Consider the following 20,495-nt stretch of genomic DNA (forward strand, 5'->3'; position numbering starts at 1 on the left):
AGCCCGTTCCGTACCGCCTCAACATACCGTCCGCCGCAATTTTATCGAGAGTTGCGCCCGGCTCAGCCTCTGATCCTTATCGGACCAACTTTGCTCGATGACATTGACAAGGCAACCAGTGGGAGAAGGGAATGGACCCATTTGACAACGTCAACGCGTCCGCGGCTCGCATCAGTTACGTCGAGCCGCACCAGGAAGAGACTGCGCCGCAAGCAGACTTTGAGCTGCGGCTTGGAGAGCATCGGCCAGTCCTCCCAGCACCAGCTTCAGCCGGGGGTGGATCGTCCCGAACTGCAACGGAAGGCAATAGGAGAGCGGACCTTATCCCGAAGAGCGAACGATGCACAGCCGCAAACTTTGTAAGAGCGCGCGCTCAACTCGTCGCAACGCTGACCTGCGCGAACGTTGCGGAACTCAGAAGAGAAATCGAACTCGCTGCGCAGACATCAACGCCATGGTCAGGAGCGACTGGACCGTCGGCCGGCGGCGTGGATAGTAGCCGGGTTTACGACGACGTGGTGGCATCCTCATACGCGGAGCTGCAGCGCTTCCAAAACCACGCCAGCCATTGCAAGCCGCGCGGGTTGGCCAATCAAACCGCGATGGCCCATTTGCGTTCTATGGCGGCTGCGCGTTTCGACGCCGCCCCCTGGAATATCTGGGGAGGCCAACGACTTGATCTGGGTCGCGCAGCGGCAGAACACATGAGGGGCGACACCACTTCTTCGCCCTTTGTTTCATTGTCCGAGGAGGCCTCACAATTGCTCCTCTCGCCGGACGACGACAACGAGTATGGCGCCAAAGTGATCGCGGAAAATGCGAATGAGTTGCACACGTACACGGTGCCGAGGATCACCGCTTGGACGGCCGATGAGATCGTCAGTATTCTTGAAGACGGGACTGAGGATGATGAACCCGACCTGGCCTGGGTGAGCGATACCCCAACTGAGGAGCGCGAGGTACTGTTTCTGGGCGGGAATCTGGATGACTATCGGACCGCGAGCACATCGAATCCATACAGAAAGTCAGGCAAAGAAGATTGAGGGTGGAGGCTTAGCAAGATAACTCGGCTGTTTTCGATGCTCGGAAATCGAAAGCAGTCTTCTCTCCGTCTATAATGCTCCGGCCGAGCTGACCGTCGGGGGAGTCTCCGCGTACCCCACCCTGGAAAACCAGAGTTTTAGCCGAAGCCTGTACCGTCTTTACGTTCGCCGCACTTGTCGTCGGGCTCGAAAAGGCACTTACCGACCAACATTCTCTAACTTGTCGGCCGGCCAGGTCAGGTTTTGGAAAGCTAACGTGAATAGCGAGAGAACGAGGAAACGAAGCCCGCGGACTGCAGCATGGATCGATACGACGCGATCAACCCAGCGTATAAAGATTCCGCTGCGTCAGATACCAGGGCCGAACAGCCCAAAGAACCGCAAGCGGTGTTCGAGCAACACTTGCGAGATACGCGACAGCTTGGACCGGTATATTCCCATAGCGGGCTTTATGACATCACGGAACAAGACGATCGCCTCATCCAAGCAGCATCTGGTGCTGCCCTTGAACGAGGCCCACCGCCAAAGGCGATTACCATTGAAATCTATGACCGTCGGCTTCGCAAATTGGCGGAGCTGCTGAAGCAGTCTGGTCACTCGATTGCTGAGCTCGATGACGATACGTTGCTTGAGCGCTCTAAGCAGCTCCTGCCAGAAGACAAGGTCATCGTACCTGCACTGTCAATGGTGAGTAGGTACCGGGAGCCCAGCGATACCGCTCCGCCCCCCACAACTCATTATCGTCCGTCCAAGGAAGACGCCAACCTCATCAGAGAGGCGACTGATGCGGGCTTTGGTCGAGCAATGGACGCAAAAACCGCCGGAAATTACGCTAGCAGTCTTCGCAAGCTAGCGGCAGCATTGCGCCCCTTGTCGATCACCAAGCTCAGCCACAAAGCGCTGCTCGGCTATGCCGATGCTTTGTTTCCGAAGGATAAGAAACTGATCTATGCGTTGAACAGGCTGGATGACTATCGCCGCATCGCGGGGCGGGACAACTCGCCGGGTTACGGGGGCGATTCGCGCCAGTCAATGCAGCCGGCCGCCGATTTACCCGTCCAGCTTTTCGAACGTGAACAGCCGTTAGCGAACGCGGAGGGCTCATTGCCGGCGGGCGGTTTCAGTGCTCTGCAGTTTTGGGAGGGAATGGGTTTAACTCCTCGTTCTCCAGCGCGGCTTGTCGCACAGGATATGCTTTTCGACGCCGTGCGCCAAAACGATGTGCCTCCACCTGTCAGCTTCGATGCGCCGGTACTTTGGCAGGAAATGCGTGCCGCCGCCCCCTTGCCCCTGCAGAGTTTCGAACAGGAAGCGCTATTCGATGCCGCCGATCGCGAGGGCCTGCCGCCAGTCAGTGCACCGGTGCTTTGGCCGAGCATGAGTTCGGTCGCCCACTCGCCCGTGCAAGATGTCGCCCGCGATCAGCTCCTAGGTGCTGCTAATCGCGAGGCCTTGCCGACGACATCCAACGATGCACCGGTCTGTTGGCCAACCGCCGGCTCGGTCACCCCTCCGCACGTGCAAAGTGTCGTCCAGCAAGAGCTCTTCGATGCTGCGGATCGAGACCAGTTTGCGCCTGCTTTCGTTCTGGAGGTATCGAAGTTATGGCCGGCAATGGAGGCGACAACCGATAGCGCCGGCGGAGCGGATCCTTTCGATGCAGTGATTTGGCAGTCCAGCTCACGACCGCAGGGTCCCGCCTCTGAGAAAGACTTTTCACGAATGATGAATCAAGATGGGGAGACCGCCGGCGAGAGCTTTGACGCCTCCTTGGCCGTTACCGAAGGTTTTTCCCACGGCACCCAGCCTGCACCCGACATGCTGCGTTCCAAGCTCAGCCGGTGGGGTCAGATGCCGGATGCAGCACAGCGGGTAAAGACCTACGACATTCACGGTGAACGCTATTCGGGTGTGTTCGGACCGCGTGGGTATGGCGATCTTCAGCTCGTCCATCTGCGCTCTCCCGCTGTTGGCGATACATTTGACGTTTCGTTCGCAGCGCCCAACGATTTTTTCCATCGCACCCAGCCGGCTCCGGACATGATGCTTTCAGAGCTGGGCAAGTGGGACTTCTTGCCTAACGCGGAATATCCGCTCATGAACTATGAGATTGGCGGAGAACGCTATACAGCCGTGCTGGGGCCGAGAGGATCCAATGACGTTCAACTCATCCATCACCCAAGGTTCGCTTCGAGGAGTGACGCTGCGCTCGTGTCGCCGGCGGCTCCCCCGCAAACCTACGGTCTCTCATCTGGGTTTGATCTTCCCTCTTGGTTAGAATTACAGGCGGCGAACCTTCAACTGCCGTCCGCCGCGCCCGTCCCGGGCCATCACTCGTTCCCACACGTGCCTGAACTCGGAGAATTTTTCGGCAACGATTGGAGGCACGGCCCGCGAGAAGCTTCGCCTCGCGTGATTGACATGCTCCAAAACCTTGGCCTTCTGCCGAGCCAGGACGTCCCCATGACCTGCTTTTTGATCCATGGTGAGCCCTACACGGCTGAAAGCCTACCCGGTGGCCGCGTTCTTCTCTTCCATCGGCCGCAATTTGGCTGAACAATATGCGGTCGACACCGCGGGCAGCCGCTCAAGCTCGCGATCCACGTTGGATCGCTTATTTTGGTAAATCAGGAGCGCCTCAACGAATGATTCGGGCGGGAGCAACCCTGTACCGCCCGTTCACAGCGATGATCTTAGGCGGGATCGTTCAATCACTTTACGGCTGCATTGGGCAGCACGGAAGTTTCAAGTGAAAGCCTTCCAAAAGACGCGGGGTGAAAGATACGAGCGCATCCAGGGGCAGCCGCGGGACGCGCGAAATCATGGCGAGTCCGCCGCTTGATCGGGTTGTAAATACACTCCTCAACAGCCGCGGAGGGCGTGGGGACGTACCTTGCCCAGCTCATCTAGAGCGTTCAACTGAGAAGCCTTGGCTCCAACCCAGATGATGACAAGCCGGACCGCCGATGCTCCAATCGCTGAGATCGACGGGAGATCGACGGCGCTCATGACTTACCTTGGTCGAACAGCAGCAAGTTGCCGCAACCCGCTCCTTCGCAGACGAAAAGACGGCCAGAAAACCTCCGCCTCCCTGAGATCGAAGGGATCCGAGTCATAGTGCGACGGTCTCTACAGAATTAAAGAAGCAACTCTTCGGAGCGCCCCTCTTCTCTGTGCTCTTCGTTACCAGATGAACTTTGCGCCATCCGGGACTTCGCAGATGAATTCGCCTTGATTCACAAGTTCGGTGGTTCCGACAACAAGCTTCGAGGCTCGCACCGTCAGCTTGCCTTCGCGGCTAAGACTATGGCGGATGTACTCGGTCACGGCATGCCCAGAGCTGTCGACGGTTTGATGAGCATTGGCGAAGCTGATTCCGTTCTGGGCCGTCACCCTGAATGCGTTGATAACCAGACCGGCCTGCGTCGCCGATGCAGGCTTGCCACCCTCCGCGGGGTTACAGCGGCTCATGTCCAGTATGAGCTTCACATTCTTTCCCGTCTGCAGCGCATTGAGCACCTCGGTGTATTTCGGTGAGGGCTCATCGGCTCTCGCCAAAGTGCCAGCGCTCGCGACCGAAAGCAAGGACGACAACAGGATCGTCAGTCCTTTGCCGGTAATCTTCATATGCTCTTCTCCCTCGGTAAGTACCACAGCTTACGTTTTTCAAGATGTCGTGCTGGCGACTTGTTTGGTTTTCATTCAGCAAGCGCGCCCGCACCTGTACAAAAGCAGCCTGCCGCAATCAGGCGCAAGTGGTTGTGACGGCTATTCCGACGTCACAACCTCGTAGGTCAGGTTTTCTAGGGGCTTCGGCTCGCGGGCGTCGACTAGAACGATTCGTTTGATGGTCGGCCGTTTGGAACACAACACGGCGAGCGGTCGCGCTCGCCAACCGCCGGCCCTTTAAGCGAGAAAATGCAGCCGTCACATCTGCACAAGCAGACGACCTACGAAAGAATAACTCGATCAGGCGCATCCGCTTGCTTGTCCTTCTTAGTCTCAAGGACCGTCTACTCGAGGCGAGGCGTCCGCAATGAGGTGGTGGAGCGAACGCTTCGCGGCGGTCGATGCCCCCGATCTGAACCTAATCGAATCAGCAGTGCCAGAAGCCACAAGGCAGCGCTTAAGCTAAATGGCGTTTATGGTCCGTCAGCTTCCGGAAAGCTGGAGCTGCAACAATCCGCGCCGACAGGCGGCACTTCGAAGGAGAGTGAGATGAATGTCGATCCACGGAATGCCCCAGACAATTCCTTTGAGGTTCACCAGCCGCACCACGTCGATGGGCAGCAGGACGGGCTTAGCGCCTACACCAGCGCACCGACAAGTTCAGACGCTCAAGCAAGCTTTGAGCGGCAGCTGAATGACTTGGCTCCAGACGACTTGAATTCGCGCTATCCAACCTCGGAGTCGGTCTCCTTAGCGGCAGATCCTGCGAGCGCCACGCCCTCATCTGCGCCAAACGAGGCGGCCTCGGAACCCAGTCGCTATCCAGCCGCATCATTCGTCAGTGCGCGCGCTCAGCTTGCCGCAACACTGACAGGTGCCACTCTTGAAGCACTTCGGCACGAGATCGCACTTGCCAAGCAGCAAGCAGCACGTTGGTCATCGGCGATCGATGGTGACATTGATCGAGACCGCGTATTCGACGACGTAGCGGGGTCGTCATATGTCACGCTGCGGCGTTTTCAAAATCAGGACAATCATTGCAAGCCGCGCACGGAAGAAAACACGAGCGCAATATCGCATGTCCGCAACACAGCTCGGGATCATTCTTCCGTTGGAGATCCTCTGGAGCGGTATCCTATGGACCGAGCGCGCCAAGCTGGCTGGCATATGCGCGGCAAGACAACAGCATCACCCTTCGTATCGTTGGTCGAGGATCCGACAAAACTCGTCGTCTCTCGCGATCCTTGGGCGAGAGCGATCGCCAACAATGCGGACGCGCTGCACACCTACACCGTACCGAAGTCCACTATCTGGACGCCGGACGACGTGCTGAGGAGCATTGCGCTTGGAATGAATGCCGAAGATCAGGACACCATCGATGGGGACGTCGATTTAATGTGCTCACTGGGTAGAACGCCAACTCGAGAAACCGAACGCCTGTTCCTGGGCGGCAATTTGGAAGGCTACCGGACCGCTAGCGAGGCAAATCCCTACAAGCGCGAGGGTAATGAGTAGATGGTCTGTCGACTGCGCCGTTTGGCGGGTTCGTAGGCGTCAAGCACCAAAACACAGCCCAAGGAGGAACTAGAAAACGGCACACCAGCTCCGCCTCACGCATAACAGCTTGAGCATAATGGCGGCGTGACCGATGGCACGATCAACTCGCCGATCGACCGGTACAGCGGCTGAGGGCTGCGACGAAGAACGCGCCTCCGACGGTCGGGAGGACGCCGGATCATCCTCTCTCCCCAGCCCTCTCGTTGGAGCATCCTTGCATCTTGGATGTGTTGTGACACCGCCCGGCATCAATTTGTTAGCCGCCCCTCGCGGCTGACGGGCGGCTTTGATGAGGTAAGCCGCTGAACGCTCCCCGCCTTAGCTAGATCGGCCTGACATTAACCGCGCGGTCAACCAACAGGTGTTTCGGCCGTGATCGTATCAGTTATTCACTCGTCCGCAGCAAGCGGCGCTGTTGCAGTACGGCCGATCCGCCCCCTGGATGCGTTCCATCAAAACAATCGATTTTGCCGAGCACACCTAAACGCCCCATAGTCGATCGCAATGTATGGAGGCCGCATTCAAGATGACGTCTGGCAATCGATTCTCTCCTCAGTCCCTTGCCGCACAACTTTGCTCGCACGACGCTCCTGTCGTCGGGTGGACGCATCCCGCGCCTCGCCATGATATTCCCGCTAAATTGCCACGTATGAGGCGGATCGGATCGCCCGATCCTGGCGTCATGGTTTGCGCAAAGCCTGATAACAACGACTGGCTCTTCGCGCAGGTCAAAGGGGTTTCTGGCGCTACTCTCAATTGGATGGACAAATGCTCACGACGTAGGAAAGAGCGAGACCGACCGTCACGCGCAGGTCGACGGCATGGCCGAACTGTGTCGCCGTTTGCCTCGCAACGATTCCGAATTTGAGGGCACCGCTACAAGGAGCCTTTAAGGGCACTTGAATCTTACCCAGCGTCAGATTGTAGGATTTCCGACAGTCTCGCGACAGAATCCGCTCGCGTGAATTCTTCCTGACAGGTAGCAACACTTGCGAACGTCTCAACACCTCAATGCTCGGCCGATCCGCCTCGTCACAGTGCTCGACTGCTCCCCTTCAAAGCTTGCGTCGTTCATCTGCTCTGTGAGCGCAGGATGCCGCACCCTCCTCGCAGCCAGACCAGGATCCAGCGCGCGAGAACAACGCGGACAATCGCTCTTTCGCCTATGCCGACCACAGGCCGAGTCCAAGCTCGAGATTAGATCATTCTTTCGCCGTTCACCCCGTCTGACGAAACGGAGCCGGCGTAACCACCTCAGGCAATGCATGATGGCAACGCCGGACTCAATTTGTCCTCCGTTGGCCGCATTTGCTCGACTGCGGCGGATAACGTCTCCGGAGCGACCGAAATTCGGGGCAGTTGACATCTTGCTTGGCTATCATCGGCTAGCGAGAGGATGTGTATCCCGCCGATGGGGCGCGTGTTGATCCTCTCGTCGCGCATCTCGGCCTTTTCCAGCCCATTGGCGGATGCTTAGCGGGTGAAGTGTCCTCAAACGCGGAACACTTGCGTTGTCGTGACGTGACGACATTACGGGCTCAACAGCCTTGCAGGACTGACCGCGGATCAAGACGAATCAGGGAGTTTCCATGTCGGTTTCGCAAGTCTGTTCGGCGGCAAATACAGCCGCTCTCGCCTGCGCTTTCGTTTCGCTCGGGCGGTTTGGCGCTATCGCTACTGCAGGCGCTCGCGTAGCGCATGCAGGAACCGCTATGCTCGGCCTACAGATGCATCAGCGCGCGGCCAGGACTCTCAGCCTCGTCAGAGATTGCAGAGCTCTTGCCGGCGTAAGGGAAATTGTGAGCCGCGCCGCCCGCGCAAGCTATCCGCCGCAGGTCTCCACCTATCCCATGACGATGGACGCGCAGACATGGGTCGCCTGCCAACAAGCCCTTGCGTGTCGTTTACGGCTTTTCGATTTCACGCCAAAGCGGCAGCCTCAGGGTTCCGCCGACTCTCATGGTCAAGCGTGACACGCTCAAGTCCTGGCGAGGATGGACGAGAGGCGATGAATGCGAATTCTCCTGGTTGATGATCATGCGGACTTTGGCCGCGCCGTGAAGGAAACGCTCTTAAATTGTGGGTTCGTCGTCGACGTGACGCGCACGCTGGATGAAGCGTCGGCCGCGCTCGATTGCGCGAACTACCACATGGTCCTGCTCGAATCGGTTTTGCCCGATGGAGACGGATTGGACTGGCTGAAGCAGTTGCGGCGCGAGGGACGATCAATGCCGGCTATGATGATGAGCAGTCTCAATGATCTCAGCCGGCGGATTGCAATTTTCAATGCGGGCGCAGATGATTTTCTGCCAAAGCCAGTGTCTATCGACGAACTCATTGCTCGCATGCGAGCTATTTTGCGACGATCAACGCAGATGACGGCGCCGGTGGTGACATTCGGGAATCTGCATTTCGATCCGATCGCGAGACAGGTCTCCGTCGGTGGACGAGTACTGAGAATTGCGCGCCGCGAAGTGTGCATTCTCGAACATTTGCTCAACCGCGCGGGCCGTACCGTGCCCCGCACAGCGCTCGAAGAAAGCTTGTATGCATTTGACGACGAGGTCTCGACCAATGCGCTGGAGGTCGGGATTTACCGCTTACGAGCGCATTTGAACCAGGCCGGGGCAACGCTCAGGATCAAGACCGCGCGCGGTGTCGGCTACACCCTTGAACTCATCGGCGCAGCATCGGCTGCCTAGCAGTCTCACTTGAAGGCAACAATCCCTTGAACGTCGTTAACAATGACGCCGCCGCCGATGAGCCGTCGGTGGTCGCCAGCAGCTCGCACTCTGCCGCTTTTCCCCGCCTCTGCTACGCCCTGTGCGCAGTCGCTCTGCTACTTCCGCTTGCTGCCGCAGCTCAGGCAAAGCGAGAGGGCAAAGGAGAACCGCCACGTGCTGCGCCTGGCAGCACCACCGGCACGCTCAACCTTACCTCCTCACAGGGAAAGACAGTTCATCTGACCGGACCGGCTGCGAGCATTTTTATTGCCGACCCGGCCATTGCGGATTATCAGGCGCCTTCGAACACCACGATTTTCGTCTTTGGCAAAAAGTCGGGACGGACTAGCCTGTTCGCGCTAAACGACAATGGAGAGGCTCTCGCCGAGCTGCGTGTTGTCGTCACCCAACCGATCGAGGATCTGCGGGCCGCGCTGAAGGCCGAGGTCGGCGACTATCCGATTCAGGTCAGCTATACCCCGCGCGGTGCGATCCTTAGCGGTACGGCGCCTAATGCCGAGGTCGTCGAGACCGCTAGGAAGGTCACTGAGCAGTTTCTTGGGGCTGGCGCGCTGGTAGTCAACAAGATCCAGGTCGCCGGCTCATTACAGGTGAATCTCAGCGTCCGGGTGGCAGAGGTCTCCCGCAGCGCGGTCAAGGATCTCAACATCAACTTCACCGCCTCGAGCCCAAACGGCGCTTTCCTTGTCACCGGCAAAGGGGGAGGGTCCGGCGCAGCCGGCGGCGGCGGCACGATCGGGATTGGGTTTAGCGCCGGCAACACCAACTTGAGCGCTGTTCTGGACGCTCTCGCAAGCGAGCACCTAGCCTCAATCCTGGCTGAGCCGAATCTGACGGCGATGTCCGGCGAAGCGGCAAGCTTCCTCGCCGGCGGCGAATTCCCCATTCCGGTGATGCAGGATAACCGGCAGGTTTCGGTCCAATTTCGCCAGTTCGGCGTGAGCCTCGAGTTCGTTCCGACGGTTCTCAACAATAATCAGATCAACGTCCGGGTGAAGCCCGAAGTCAGCGAACTGTCGAGCGAAGGCGAAGTCAAAATCAGTGGCATGGCGGTCCCTGCCCTCTCGACTCGGCGGGCGAGCACCGTGGTCGAGCTCGCCAGCGGTCAGAGCTTTGCAATCGGCGGCCTCATCAGGCGCAACTTCAACACTGACATCGGCGAGTTTCCCTGGCTTGGTGATGTGCCCATCCTGGGCGCACTTTTTCGCTCCTCATCGTTTCAAAAACGTGAAACCGAACTGGTCATTATTGTCACGCCCTACATCGTGCGGCCCGCATCGAATCCGAACAAGATGAGTGCGCCAAGCGACCGCATCTCGCCGCCCTCAGACGCGGGGCGGATTTTGACGAACACGGTGGCCCGGCCGCCACGAGAGCGCGATGCGCCTCGCGCCAGCGCGCCAGGACTGACCGGCAACGCCGGCTTTATTATCGAATGAGGATCGTCAAATGACATTGCGACATCTGTGCTACCCGATCTTTATTGCGGCAATAATGGGTGGCTGCGCAAATACGGCCTCGATCCAGCCCGCGCCGGCTGACCAAGAGATCCAGGTCGAGCAGAAGAGTAGCGTGCTGTTCCTGCAGAGCCTTCGTGGCCCCGAACGGCATCGGCTGCGAAGCTTTATTGCAGCGACCAGTCGCGGCCGGCGGGATGCCCTCCATGTGAGGGTCATCGGCTCACCCAGACTCATCGCACAGGTCGCCGACGAGGCTCGCGCCATGGGTGTTGCCAATTACAACATCCTCCTGTCCGCTTCTCGTGTGGATCTGCCGGCTCGTTCCGGGGTGAGGATCGAAGCGATCACTTTCGAAGCTCATCCTCCGGTCTGCCCCTCGCTCTCCATCGTCGGTCCTACGGTGAACGAGAATTCGTTCAACCCGACCCTTGGCTGCTCAGTCCGGAATAACCTCGCGGTCACGATCAATGATCCTGGCGACCTGTTAGGCAATCACGCTGTCATGCCGACCAGTGGTGATCGTGCAGTGCTTCCCATCACCGCACGTGGGGCAACGACGGTGGGCAACAGGAGCAATTTGGAGGATGACACCCATACCAGGGTTGCGCCAGAAACCCAATAAGCTGCTCGTAGAACCCGAACAGCATGAACGTCGGTTGGCATTCTGTTTGGAATCGGCCGACGAGCCTCCTGGACTCCAGCCTTTGCTCGGTCTTTTTTTGGGGATCGTGCAGCTCGCAGATCAGGTTCTGGGACAGTTCGGTCATTGCCCAGTGGTTTGAGCGCATCGATGTTTGCGCGACGCTAAACGAGGCCGGCGGCAAAGACTGCCTTTGCAACCCTCTCGAAACACTCCATCGGAACGGCCTTGCCCATCGTACCTTTTCGGATCAGCTGACGCGCCAACACATGATCCTCGACAATGCTCAGACGTTGGGCGCGCGCCTCCGCCAGCAACTGTGAAGCCGTTTCGCCCTCGCCGCGGCACACCAGTACCGGAACGCCGGTCTCGCCCCGAACGTAGCGCAGCCCAATCAATGTCGCTCGCCCCGTCAGTATCAATGTCGCCCGATGGACGCCGAGCGGAGACTCGTTCGCCGACTCCCGGCGGAGCCTGCGGTGTTCACCCTTGATCTGCGGATTACCATCCTGTTCCTTGGACTCGCGCTTGGCTTCGCTCTGCGTCATGCGCATGTCGCGCAAGAACAACCAACGCTGAATGAGCAGATCAGCCAAGCCGCCAATCAGAAGAGCGCCGGCAGCGATCGCGATCAGCACTTTGAGCTCTTTAAAGACAAAACCAAAGCAGCTCAAATCGCACACGGGCAAGTATACCAGTGCCCTCCAACTTGCGAGCACAGTGAAAACGAACGTAGCGCCAAGAACCAAAACTTTGACGATAGACTTTCCAAGCTCGACAGCCGACCGCTGGGAGACAATCCGCTTCAGCCCTTTGACGGGATCCAATTTCTCAAAGCTGGGTTTAAGCGGCTCAACCGAAATCGTTAGCCCCCCGCCGGCCAAGACACCGGCCAGAATCGCCGCAACCACCGCCGCACCTAGGATGGGGGCCGCGGCTGCTATAGAAAGGTCTATCAATCCGAGCAACGCCTTCCGGGCCGCACTGTTGAAGGGCTGTTCCTGCAGCTTGTCGATGAGCCGCACGGCTTCGCGCCATCCGTCTTCGATCGAGCTGGCCCTGAAGCACAGGCAACCGAAACCAGCGCAAAGGCTTGCCGCGGTCACAAAGTCGGCGCTGCGCGGGCTCTGCCCTTTCTTACGCGCGTCCCTCAGCTTCTTGTGACTTGGTGGAAGGTTTTTCTCTTCGCTCGTGTCGTTCATTTCAAGAACTTCTCGAGCCACTCCAGCACGTCGTTGAACCGAATGATCTCTGCTCCCATATATTCGATCAGGAAGACGGCGTAGCTGACCATGATGGTGCCAAAGGCGGCATTCTTGATGGTCGGAGAGAGATCGTTCAGCTTGATTTGCGGCGCAAAGCGCCCCAGCAGCATGAGGGATACGTCAATCAGAAGCAGCAGAGCCAGCACGGGCCCGGCGACCACGAGGGTCGTGTGCATGATATGGTCAAGGAGCCCGATAAACTCCATTGCCCCTTGCTGGGTCAGGGGCGGTAGCAGCCGATACACGGGCCAGATCAGATAACTTCCATAGAGGCATCTGACCATGGTCTGCAGACCCCCTGATACAACGAAGATCGTAACCGCGGCAGTCCCGAGAAAGAGCCCCATCGCGGCGGTTTGACTGCGTGTCGCAGGATCGTCCACCTGGCTGGAGATGCCGCGCTGGGTATCAATGATGTCACCAACGGCCTGGATGCTCCAAAGCGGTATACTAAGCAGAAAACCGAACAGCAGGCCGATAAATATCTCCTTCAAACCGAGGAGCGAGACCGCAATCATACGGGTGCCCGGATCTAGCGTCTGCAATCCGTTCCTGATCTGCATCAAGCAAGGCAATCCAATCACAACTGTCGCGCTTGCGCGGATAATCCCGCCAATGTGCGGTCGCGTGAATACCGGAAGAACCAGCATAATCCCGAGGGCCCGGGCCGCGCCAAGACCGGCCGCAACGACGAACTCGACAGCAGTCTGAATCAGAGTTTGCGTCTCGGTGGCTGACAAGGCATCCATTTGAGCTCAGCTCGTCGTTCCTTCAGCCAATGCAACCGTCGCACTCACGTCGTCATGGTGTGAGACGTCAAGAACTCTGCAGATCTCGTGTCCCAGCGGTTGCAGAGCGACGACTATCCATATGACTACAGCCATCCGGCGCAGAGGTATGACCATTCGATGAGAGCACCGGCGAAATCTCGCGCGGCCTGCAAGCCACGCTTCTTCCGCTCTCACCGAGCGCGGTTTGAAGATCTGAGGGCCTCAAAGCTTCCATCAATTTCGCAGTCTATGGAGATCGGTCTCGAGCGGCACCTTCATTCGTAGGCTCATTCACCAGAATGCCAGACTCGTGGGGCCGCTTGCAATCAAAACGGTTTGCCCGTTCACTTGCGTCGACAACTCGCCAGGCTGTGCATCGAGGACCAGGTCTCAGCAGGTAATTCCATCACATCGTAAGCAAACCTGAATCGAACGGATAGAAATTCCAAATGGGGTCATTCTTCCTCCGAATACGGCAGGCTCATAGAGCCGAACAGGACAGTTCGGATGTTTATCCGTCTCAGAATAGTGAGGCGAGCTTTCGATAAGCTGACGAACTCGCCCTTTTGTGGTTCGCAATGAACGCCAACAAACGCGACGCTATAGCTGAAACTTAGACAGGCCTGCGTTCCGCGCGCACTAATACCTCGCTGTGAGCGCGGGGAACTCAGTGAAGATATGCTGGGCTTGCTCGATCAGCGGCGCGCTCAGCACCGGAGCAAACAGAACGAGCACGGCGACGACGACGAGGAGCTTCACGGTAAGCGGCAAGGTTTGATCCTGGAGCTGGGTTGCTGCCTGCACGATGCCAATACCCAATCCGGCCACGAGGGCTGCCAGGAGCGGCGGTAGAACCCAGATCATGAACAGGACTAATGATCGGCTCAGATGGGTGAGGATGCTCGCCTCGTCCATCTCACCCCCCCGGGGATGCGTAGCTTAAGACCAATCCGTGCATGAGCCGCGACCAGCCGTCGATTGTGACGAACAGAAAGAGCTTGAAAGGAACGGATATCATTGTTGGTGATACCATTGACATGCCCATGGCCATCAGAATTGTCGTCACAATAAGGTCGATCGTGATGAACGGAAGATAGAGAAGGAAACCGATTTCAAACGCACGCTTAAGCTCCGAGATCAAAAACGACGGCACGAGGATCGCAAAATCATCGGCTGTTGCGTTGGCGCGCATCTCCTCCGACCAGATATGTTCCGTCGACGACAGGAAGAACGTGCGCTGCTCCTCAGTGGTGAACTTTTTGAGATGGGCGCGCAGCGGCTCGCTGCCCTCCTTGGCGGCGGTCAACCAGTCATCGGCGGTTTGGTAACGAAGTTGCGTATTGGTCACGCGGTTGTAGGTTTGCTCGAATACTGGGGCGCCTATGAACACGGTAAGGATCAATGCAGCACCATACAGAACGATATTCGGTGGTATGGACTGAGTGCCGAGCGCGTTGCGGATCAGGAAGAGAACGACGGAAACCTTGATGAACGCCGTTGTTGTGACAACTGCGAACGCCAGCAGGCCAAGACCGGCGGTCGCCGCAACAAGCGCAAGGATGCTCGGTTGAATGTCAACCATTGACCGCCAACTTGCTAAGTAACCGGATGCCCAACGCTTCACCGACACGTACGATGTCGCCGCGGCCGATCAATTGACCATTGGCAACAATATCGACCGGACCGTCCACCGGCCGGCCAAGCTCGAACACGTGCCCCTCGTTGATGCTTCTCAACGTACCCAGCGGGATGGGCCAGCGGCCGCATTCGAACACAAGCGTGATCTCAATACTGTCGATGTCGGCTTCCGAGAGCGGGATTGCTTGTTCAGCTTGCGGGCGTATCGTCATATTTGCATACCTTAGAGGATGGGACTGCAGGCGGAATGGTCCCCGAAGGATAAGTCTGTCGCCCGCGACCTGCGCCGGCGCCCACAACTTGTCCGCAGCGAGGATGAGCTGGCCATGAGCAAAGGGAATGACTTCGGGCAGCAGTGCGTCGCCGGGCTGTGCTTGGCGAAGAAGCTTGATGGGCGCGCGCAGCGAGCCGATCTCTCTCGCAATTACGACCGGCAATTCCGAAGAACTCTTACCTAAATCTCGCGGTGATTGGCCGATCAGCTCGCCTAAGACACGAAACGCAGACGGAACCAGACCGTCAAGAGGCGCGAACAAGAACAGGCGAGCCTTGGCCGCCAGCGGCCCGAAAGTAACGTCGAACTCCAAATAGGGGTCTTTGGCCGTTGCGTCTTCGACGCGGATCAGCTGCAAATTCCGCGCGAGCGCGATCTCGAGTGGAGCGAGCCAAGGTTCCAGTGCAAGTTCGAGGAGGAGCGAGCGGGTTGGGTCGGAAGGTAAAGTAAGGCCAGACTGGACCGTTGAAATCAGTGCCTCGACGAGAAGGCGGGGCAAGGACAACACAGCGGTCTCGCCTCCGGCGCAAAATACGCAGTCGAGCACCGACATGGCATATGGCTCGGCCTGCCAAACAAGCCGGCTCATACGGATCGATAGCGGCTTATCGCCAATGCGGCTCTGCAGAACCGTGCGCGGTGCGGCGGTCTCGTTGAGCCAGGAGACCACTTCATGCGACAGCTTTGCCGCTGGCTGAAATAGTGCGGGTTCACCCATGGCATTTATCGACAGGTTCCGCGGGTGCAGCTCGCGACGCGGTAAGAGAACCAGCCATTAGTTCGAGCCATCGACCGTCTGGCTGCGCGAACCACCCTGATATCGGAGCAAAACCTCATCGTCGGCATCGACTTCGGCTGCAAACTCCGAACGGACAGCGGTAGTGCGCTGGACATCGCCCTCAATCTCCTGCCATTTCTGGCTCGCCGCCGACCGCTTGGCCCATATGGTGCGCGCCTCATTCACTGCCCGCTCGGCCTGCTCATGCGCGATGCGCGCCTGCTCACGCGCCTGGCGTGCCGATTCGATCTCTGCTGCCAGCCGCCCAAGGACGACTTGACAGCGACGATCGAGCTCGGCCACGGACATCATCTCGAGGGACACCAGCTCCTGATAAAGTTCAGCTTCGGCCTTGGCGCGACGATTCTCAGCGCCTTTAAGATTCTCAGACGCTCGCTGCAGCGCTGCGACCGCAATTTGGCGCCTGTCTTCCATGTTCGACAATTCACGAAGCGCGCTTCGCTCTCTCATGTCTTTCACCAGCCGCAATTTTGACGCTTGTACGAGATTCAGGCCGTCAGACGCGACATCCATGAAACGGTCTCCTCAAAGCTACACGGCTCGTCCTGTCCCTGGCGCAAGAATGCGCGCAGTTCCTCGATTGACTCGATTGCTCGATCAGTCAGTGGATCGCTGCCTGGCTTGTATTCACCGACCTTGATCAGAAACTCAGCCTCATTGTAGCGCGAGAGCAGATCGCGGAAGGTGGATGCCGCCTTGCGATGTGGACCAGAGGCGACCGCATCCATGACACGACTTCGGCTCGACAGCACGTCGATGGCGGGAAAATGCTCTCGCGAGGCCAGCGCGCGCGAAAGAATGATGTGACCATCGAGAATTCCGCGCGACTCTTCGGCAATCGGATCGCCCGTGCCGTCACCTTCGACAAGCACGGTATAGAATGCCGTGATCGAGCCCCGCTCGCCCATACCGGCTCGCTCCAACAGACCAGGAAGCAGCGCAAAGACGGAAGGAGGAAAGCCGCGCCGGGTGGGAGGTTCGCCGGCGGCAAGGCCGATTTCGCGCATCGCACGGCTAAATCGCGTCAGCGAATCCATCATCAGAACGACCCGCAGACCTTGATCACGAAAATACTCGGCGAGTGCGGTCGCCATATGAGCGCATTGCGCCCGCTCCATTGCCGATCGATCGGATGTCTCAACGACAACGATCGTGCGAGCGAGAGCATCTCCAATATGACGTTCGATGAATTCACGCACCTCGCGTCCACGCTCCCCTATGAGCGCAACCACGGTGACATCGGCGGCTGCGCCTTTTACAATTTGCGACATCAGCGTCGACTTACCGCAACCGGCATCTCCATAGATTCCGATCCGCTGACCTTCGCCACACGTCAGAAGTCCGTCCAGCACGCGAACGCCAAGCGGAAACGGCTGCTCGATGCCACGCCGCCTCATCGGGTTGGGCGCCTTGCCGCGGAGCGGACAAGTGTGGACCGTCTTTATCGGCCCCTTGCCATCGAGTGGACGGCCGAAGCTATCGATCACGCGGCCGAGCAGGTCGGGCCCGACTGACACTTCCTGCATGCGCCCGGTCGGGAGCACTTCCGCGCGGTGGGACAAGCCTACCATATCGCCAATGGGCGTCAGCAACACCCCGTCCGGCAGCAAACCGATGACTTCCGCCTCAAGCGACCATCCGGAAGCGTGATCCTGCAGCAGGCAAAGTTCTCCAACACGGGCCCCTGGCAACACGGCATGGAGCAAGGTGCCGATCGCACGCGTGATCCGTCCCCGCACGGCACGCGTATCGACATCCTTTGCTGCGAATCTCAGCGATGCTATCGCCGCATGCACATCTCCTTCTCCGCCGGCTTGATCTTGGCCTGATCGTTGCATCGTCACGGTTAGCTTTCCTGAGAAGATGGATTAAGGCCGAGACGCAATGTGCGGAGCTGCGCGGCAAGTCCTAAATCGACACTGCCGAACTCACTCCACAGAACGCACTGGTCCGGCCCCACGGCAGGGTCCGGATCAATTCTGACTTTCGGCCGACCATTCGTTCCATCGAACGCCAGGAATTCATGTCTTAGTGCATCAGCGTTCACAGGAGACACGTGAAGGCATACTTCTCCGCTGCCATATCTTTTCTCGACGGCGTGACGAACGGTCCTTACCAACATCTCACCCGGATCAAAGGAGCCCAACAAATCGGTCAATATCTCAATGACGAGCTGTGGTAACTCCTGTTGCAGAACGGCTTTTCGCCGGGCCACATCGGAAGCAGCTCCGGCAATCAGCCGTGCTATTTCGTCCGAGCCTGACCTTAGACCCTCGCAGTGCCCGCGCTCCCGCTCCTGCTGATAGGCCTTCCTTGCCCAACTGCGAACCTGCCGCAGGTATCGCTCGGCTAGCGCGCGCGTCTGCACCGCATCGTACCAGATGCCAAGTTCCGCGGCTGGTATGAGCCGACCAAGCGGCCGTATCCGCGGGCTATCTGGCAAGACTGTTTCATTGGCCGTCATGCCGCTGGCTCCTCCGTGGCCAAGTGGGCCACCACCAAAGACAGTAACTGACCCGCTGAGTTGTGGTGTTCGGCTGCTGGGGATTCTGCGGTGGTCCCCACAGGTAAGCGGAAAAGAACGCGCACACGGTCAAGCTCTGATGCGTCCTTGAGCCAAGCGCCAAGGCAGGCACATCCGTCATGTTCAATCTGGCTCGCCAGCTTCTGCGGATCGTCAATCGATGTGGTTGCGACGGCGTTGGATAAGTGTCGGATTGCGAAAGCATGTGCTTCGGCACCAATATTTTCGATCAGAATCGCTACATCATGTCTTGACACAAACTTCAGCACAGAACGGGCATGCCAGATACTGCCAGCCAGCAGCGCCGCTCGACGCGGATCATGCCCGAGCAGAACGTCCCTACCCCAATCGGTTCCGTTCGAAACCAGCTCCTCACTACTTAGCAGCAATTCGGCCAGTCTTTGCTGCAGTCTGGGAGACTTTTGCAACTGCAGCACTGTGGCGGTCGACAGGCGCTCATCAAGATGGCCGGCAAACCGGCTGGGATGGATCAAAGCGGCAAGCTCACGCAGGCGATCGGAATGCGGGTTGAGTGAAAAACTTGTGTTAGTCGATGCCATCGATACGGACCTGCTGCCGCTATTTCGGATCGGAGGAGAGCTTTTTGCCGGCGGACTGGACCGCTGGGTTGCTGGCATCTCTGCCGAGACTCGTCACTTTGCGCCAGGATTGACGAAGCTGTCGCCCACGTGTGCTCAGCAGCACGTAAGATAGAATGCCCAACGCGGCGAGCCCACCTCCTGCACCGATCGCAATGTGGGTTGCATTGAACTTGGTTGGTTCGGCGGAAGCTGCCGCTGGCACAACGGAGACCTCATGCTGAGCCCGCTCAACCGGCACGAACACGACCACCACCTTGTCGTATGATAGACCTTCGATGCTGTTGGCGACGAGCATCTTGATCTGCGGCAGCAAGGCTGAGAGCTTCGCGTTCGAGGCGTATCGAATGAACACCGACGCCGAAGATGGGGTTGCATCCTGTCGCAAAAGATCATTCTTCGGCAGAACGACATGAACACGGGCGGAGAGAACACCATCGATATCGTTGATCGTACGCGACAATTCTTCACTGAGAGCATAGATGTAGCGGGCTCGCTCCTCAACCGGAGATGCAACGAGGCCCGCCCCCTTGAACACCTCACCAAGGCTCTTGAAGGGTTGGCGCGGCAAGCCCTGGTCATTCAGAAGCTCGATCGAGTAGGCGAGCTGCTTTTCTTCCACCTGAATTGTGCTGGTCCCATCCTTACCGACAACACGGATGGCATCGACGCCCTTGCTCAGGAGCAGCCCAAGCATCTCGTTGGCTTCGCGCTCTTGAACTTTGGTATACAGATCAGCTTTGCAACCGGCGAGGGCCAGCAAAACCGGCAACAGGACGAGAGCATGAAGCCGCTTTCTTGCGGGGCAGCCGTTACCGATCTTGTCTTTCGTCAAGACAGCCAACGGCCCGCTCAGCCCGCCGATAGAAGCTTGTTCAGAGATGAACTGACAGCACCTGTCCCCTTGGAGAGGAGCGAAACCTGGATGACGCCGCTGTAAACATCCCGCAGATTCGCCAGCGCCGAGTCGAAATGATCCGCACCTTCCGGTTTGCCCGCTGGATGTACCTCGACTTGCTGAACACGCAAGACTGGTTGCGCTGCCGGCCCAAGCTGGAGACCCTTGGTAGGATCAGGCTCACCGACGAGCGTCGGCGAAACTGCACCCGACGGAAATGGTTTGCCCTGATGGATAGCAGAAATGCTCTGAAGGACGCGATCGCCGAGCGGGCTCGCCGATATGACTGCGCGCTGCACTTCCGCCAGCAATGGAGCTGGCGTGCGCTCGGTCACAGAAGAGGTGACACCTTGGTTCGAGGCCGCCTGCGCAAGACTCTGATCAAACTGGGCGTGTGCCGGCGAACAGCCGTTGGAGGCACACTCGACGGAGTTGACAGGGGTCGACGTAATGCCAAACAAGATGGAGGAAATCATTTCTGTCACGTAGTGAGGTGAGCCGTCAGTTCACACGAACGGGCCGGCAGCCCTAGAGAAGCAAGCTGACCAAAAACTGACGAGCAGCTGTCATCCAATGATCACGGTCAGCTTCCATTTTTCGACGAAGCAGCGGCTT

At 58.4% G+C, this 20,495-nt stretch carries 18 protein-coding genes; 6 read left to right on the plus strand and 12 right to left on the minus strand.

The features are described from left to right. The first annotated feature begins 131 nt into the window (after positions 1-131). Positions 132-1,043 (plus strand): hypothetical protein, encoded by a 912-nt coding sequence (locus tag P6U27_RS31940; RefSeq protein WP_209294974.1) that lies wholly within the window; start codon positions 132-134, stop codon positions 1,041-1,043. Between the two features lie 300 nt (positions 1,044-1,343). Next, the gene (locus P6U27_RS31945) at positions 1,344-3,599 is read left to right on the plus strand and encodes a hypothetical protein (protein WP_407193289.1); all 2,256 of its coding nucleotides are present in this window, start codon (positions 1,344-1,346) and stop codon (positions 3,597-3,599) included. A 627-nt stretch (positions 3,600-4,226) separates the two neighbouring features. Here P6U27_RS31945 and P6U27_RS31950 read toward each other — a convergent pair. Then, positions 4,227-4,670, minus strand: a complete 444-nt coding sequence (locus P6U27_RS31950) for a VirK family protein (protein WP_122405438.1) — start codon at positions 4,668-4,670, stop codon at positions 4,227-4,229. Between the two features lie 591 nt (positions 4,671-5,261). On the opposite strand from P6U27_RS31950, the gene P6U27_RS31955 reads away from it, so the two are divergent. From P6U27_RS31955 to P6U27_RS31970, 4 genes are all read left to right on the plus strand, one after another. After that, entirely contained in the window at positions 5,262-6,227 is a 966-nt protein-coding gene (locus P6U27_RS31955; RefSeq protein ID WP_407193290.1) for a hypothetical protein, read from the plus strand. A 2,054-nt stretch (positions 6,228-8,281) separates the two neighbouring features. After that, positions 8,282-8,971, plus strand: a complete 690-nt coding sequence (locus tag P6U27_RS31960; protein WP_129143711.1) for a response regulator transcription factor — start codon at positions 8,282-8,284, stop codon at positions 8,969-8,971. Positions 8,972-8,997: 26 nt separating this feature from the next. After that, positions 8,998-10,452 carry a type II and III secretion system protein family protein gene (locus P6U27_RS31965; RefSeq protein ID WP_407193291.1) on the plus strand — a complete coding sequence of 485 codons (1,455 nt, stop codon included), beginning with the start codon at positions 8,998-9,000 and terminating at the stop codon, positions 10,450-10,452. Between the two features lie 10 nt (positions 10,453-10,462). Beyond that, positions 10,463-11,095 (plus strand): CpaD family pilus assembly lipoprotein, encoded by a 633-nt coding sequence (locus tag P6U27_RS31970; RefSeq protein ID WP_407193292.1) that lies wholly within the window; start codon positions 10,463-10,465, stop codon positions 11,093-11,095. Between the two features lie 182 nt (positions 11,096-11,277). Here the strand turns inward: P6U27_RS31970 and P6U27_RS31975 are convergent, their stop codons facing one another. The 11 genes from P6U27_RS31975 to P6U27_RS32025 form a co-directional block, all read right to left on the minus strand. Further along, on the minus strand, positions 11,278-12,315 hold the full coding sequence (locus tag P6U27_RS31975) for an EscU/YscU/HrcU family type III secretion system export apparatus switch protein (protein WP_122405443.1): 1,038 nt from the start codon (positions 12,313-12,315) through the stop codon (positions 11,278-11,280). Beyond that, entirely contained in the window at positions 12,312-13,127 is an 816-nt protein-coding gene (sctT, locus tag P6U27_RS31980) for a type III secretion system export apparatus subunit SctT (protein ID WP_407193293.1), read from the minus strand. Before sctT ends, P6U27_RS31975 begins: the two co-directional genes overlap by 4 nt. 660 nt (positions 13,128-13,787) lie before the next feature. After that, on the minus strand, positions 13,788-14,063 hold the full coding sequence (locus P6U27_RS31985) for an EscS/YscS/HrcS family type III secretion system export apparatus protein (RefSeq protein ID WP_025038819.1): 276 nt from the start codon (positions 14,061-14,063) through the stop codon (positions 13,788-13,790). 1 nt (position 14,064) lies between these two features. Then, on the minus strand, positions 14,065-14,730 hold the full coding sequence (gene sctR / locus P6U27_RS31990; RefSeq protein ID WP_129143715.1) for a type III secretion system export apparatus subunit SctR: 666 nt from the start codon (positions 14,728-14,730) through the stop codon (positions 14,065-14,067). Then, positions 14,723-15,778: a type III secretion system cytoplasmic ring protein SctQ gene (sctQ, locus tag P6U27_RS31995; protein WP_122405446.1), complete on the minus strand. Its 1,056-nt coding sequence runs from the start codon at positions 15,776-15,778 to the stop codon at positions 14,723-14,725. Before sctQ ends, sctR begins: the two co-directional genes overlap by 8 nt. 57 nt (positions 15,779-15,835) lie before the next feature. Continuing rightward, a complete protein-coding gene (locus P6U27_RS32000) occupies positions 15,836-16,372 on the minus strand; it encodes a hypothetical protein (RefSeq protein WP_209294976.1) in 537 nt (178 codons plus the stop codon). After that, positions 16,348-17,697: a type III secretion system ATPase SctN gene (gene sctN, locus P6U27_RS32005; RefSeq protein WP_245162788.1), complete on the minus strand. Its 1,350-nt coding sequence runs from the start codon at positions 17,695-17,697 to the stop codon at positions 16,348-16,350. Before sctN ends, P6U27_RS32000 begins: the two co-directional genes overlap by 25 nt. An 8-nt stretch (positions 17,698-17,705) precedes the next feature. Then, a complete protein-coding gene (gene sctL / locus P6U27_RS32010; protein ID WP_122405448.1) occupies positions 17,706-18,323 on the minus strand; it encodes a type III secretion system stator protein SctL in 618 nt (205 codons plus the stop codon). Next, positions 18,320-18,943 (minus strand): nodulation protein NolU, encoded by a 624-nt coding sequence (locus tag P6U27_RS32015; RefSeq protein WP_122405449.1) that lies wholly within the window; start codon positions 18,941-18,943, stop codon positions 18,320-18,322. Before P6U27_RS32015 ends, sctL begins: the two co-directional genes overlap by 4 nt. Before the next feature lie 19 nt (positions 18,944-18,962). Further along, complete coding sequence (gene sctJ, locus P6U27_RS32020) at positions 18,963-19,817, minus strand: type III secretion system inner membrane ring lipoprotein SctJ (protein ID WP_407194518.1); 855 nt, start codon at positions 19,815-19,817, stop codon at positions 18,963-18,965. A gap of 17 nt (positions 19,818-19,834) precedes the next feature. Then, positions 19,835-20,356, minus strand: a complete 522-nt coding sequence (locus P6U27_RS32025; protein WP_407193294.1) for a nodulation protein NolB — start codon at positions 20,354-20,356, stop codon at positions 19,835-19,837. Between the last annotated feature and the right edge of the window lie 139 nt (positions 20,357-20,495).

This window comes from Bradyrhizobium sp. STM 3566 (assembly GCF_045571445.1).
GTDB lineage: Bacteria > Pseudomonadota > Alphaproteobacteria > Rhizobiales > Xanthobacteraceae > Bradyrhizobium > Bradyrhizobium vignae.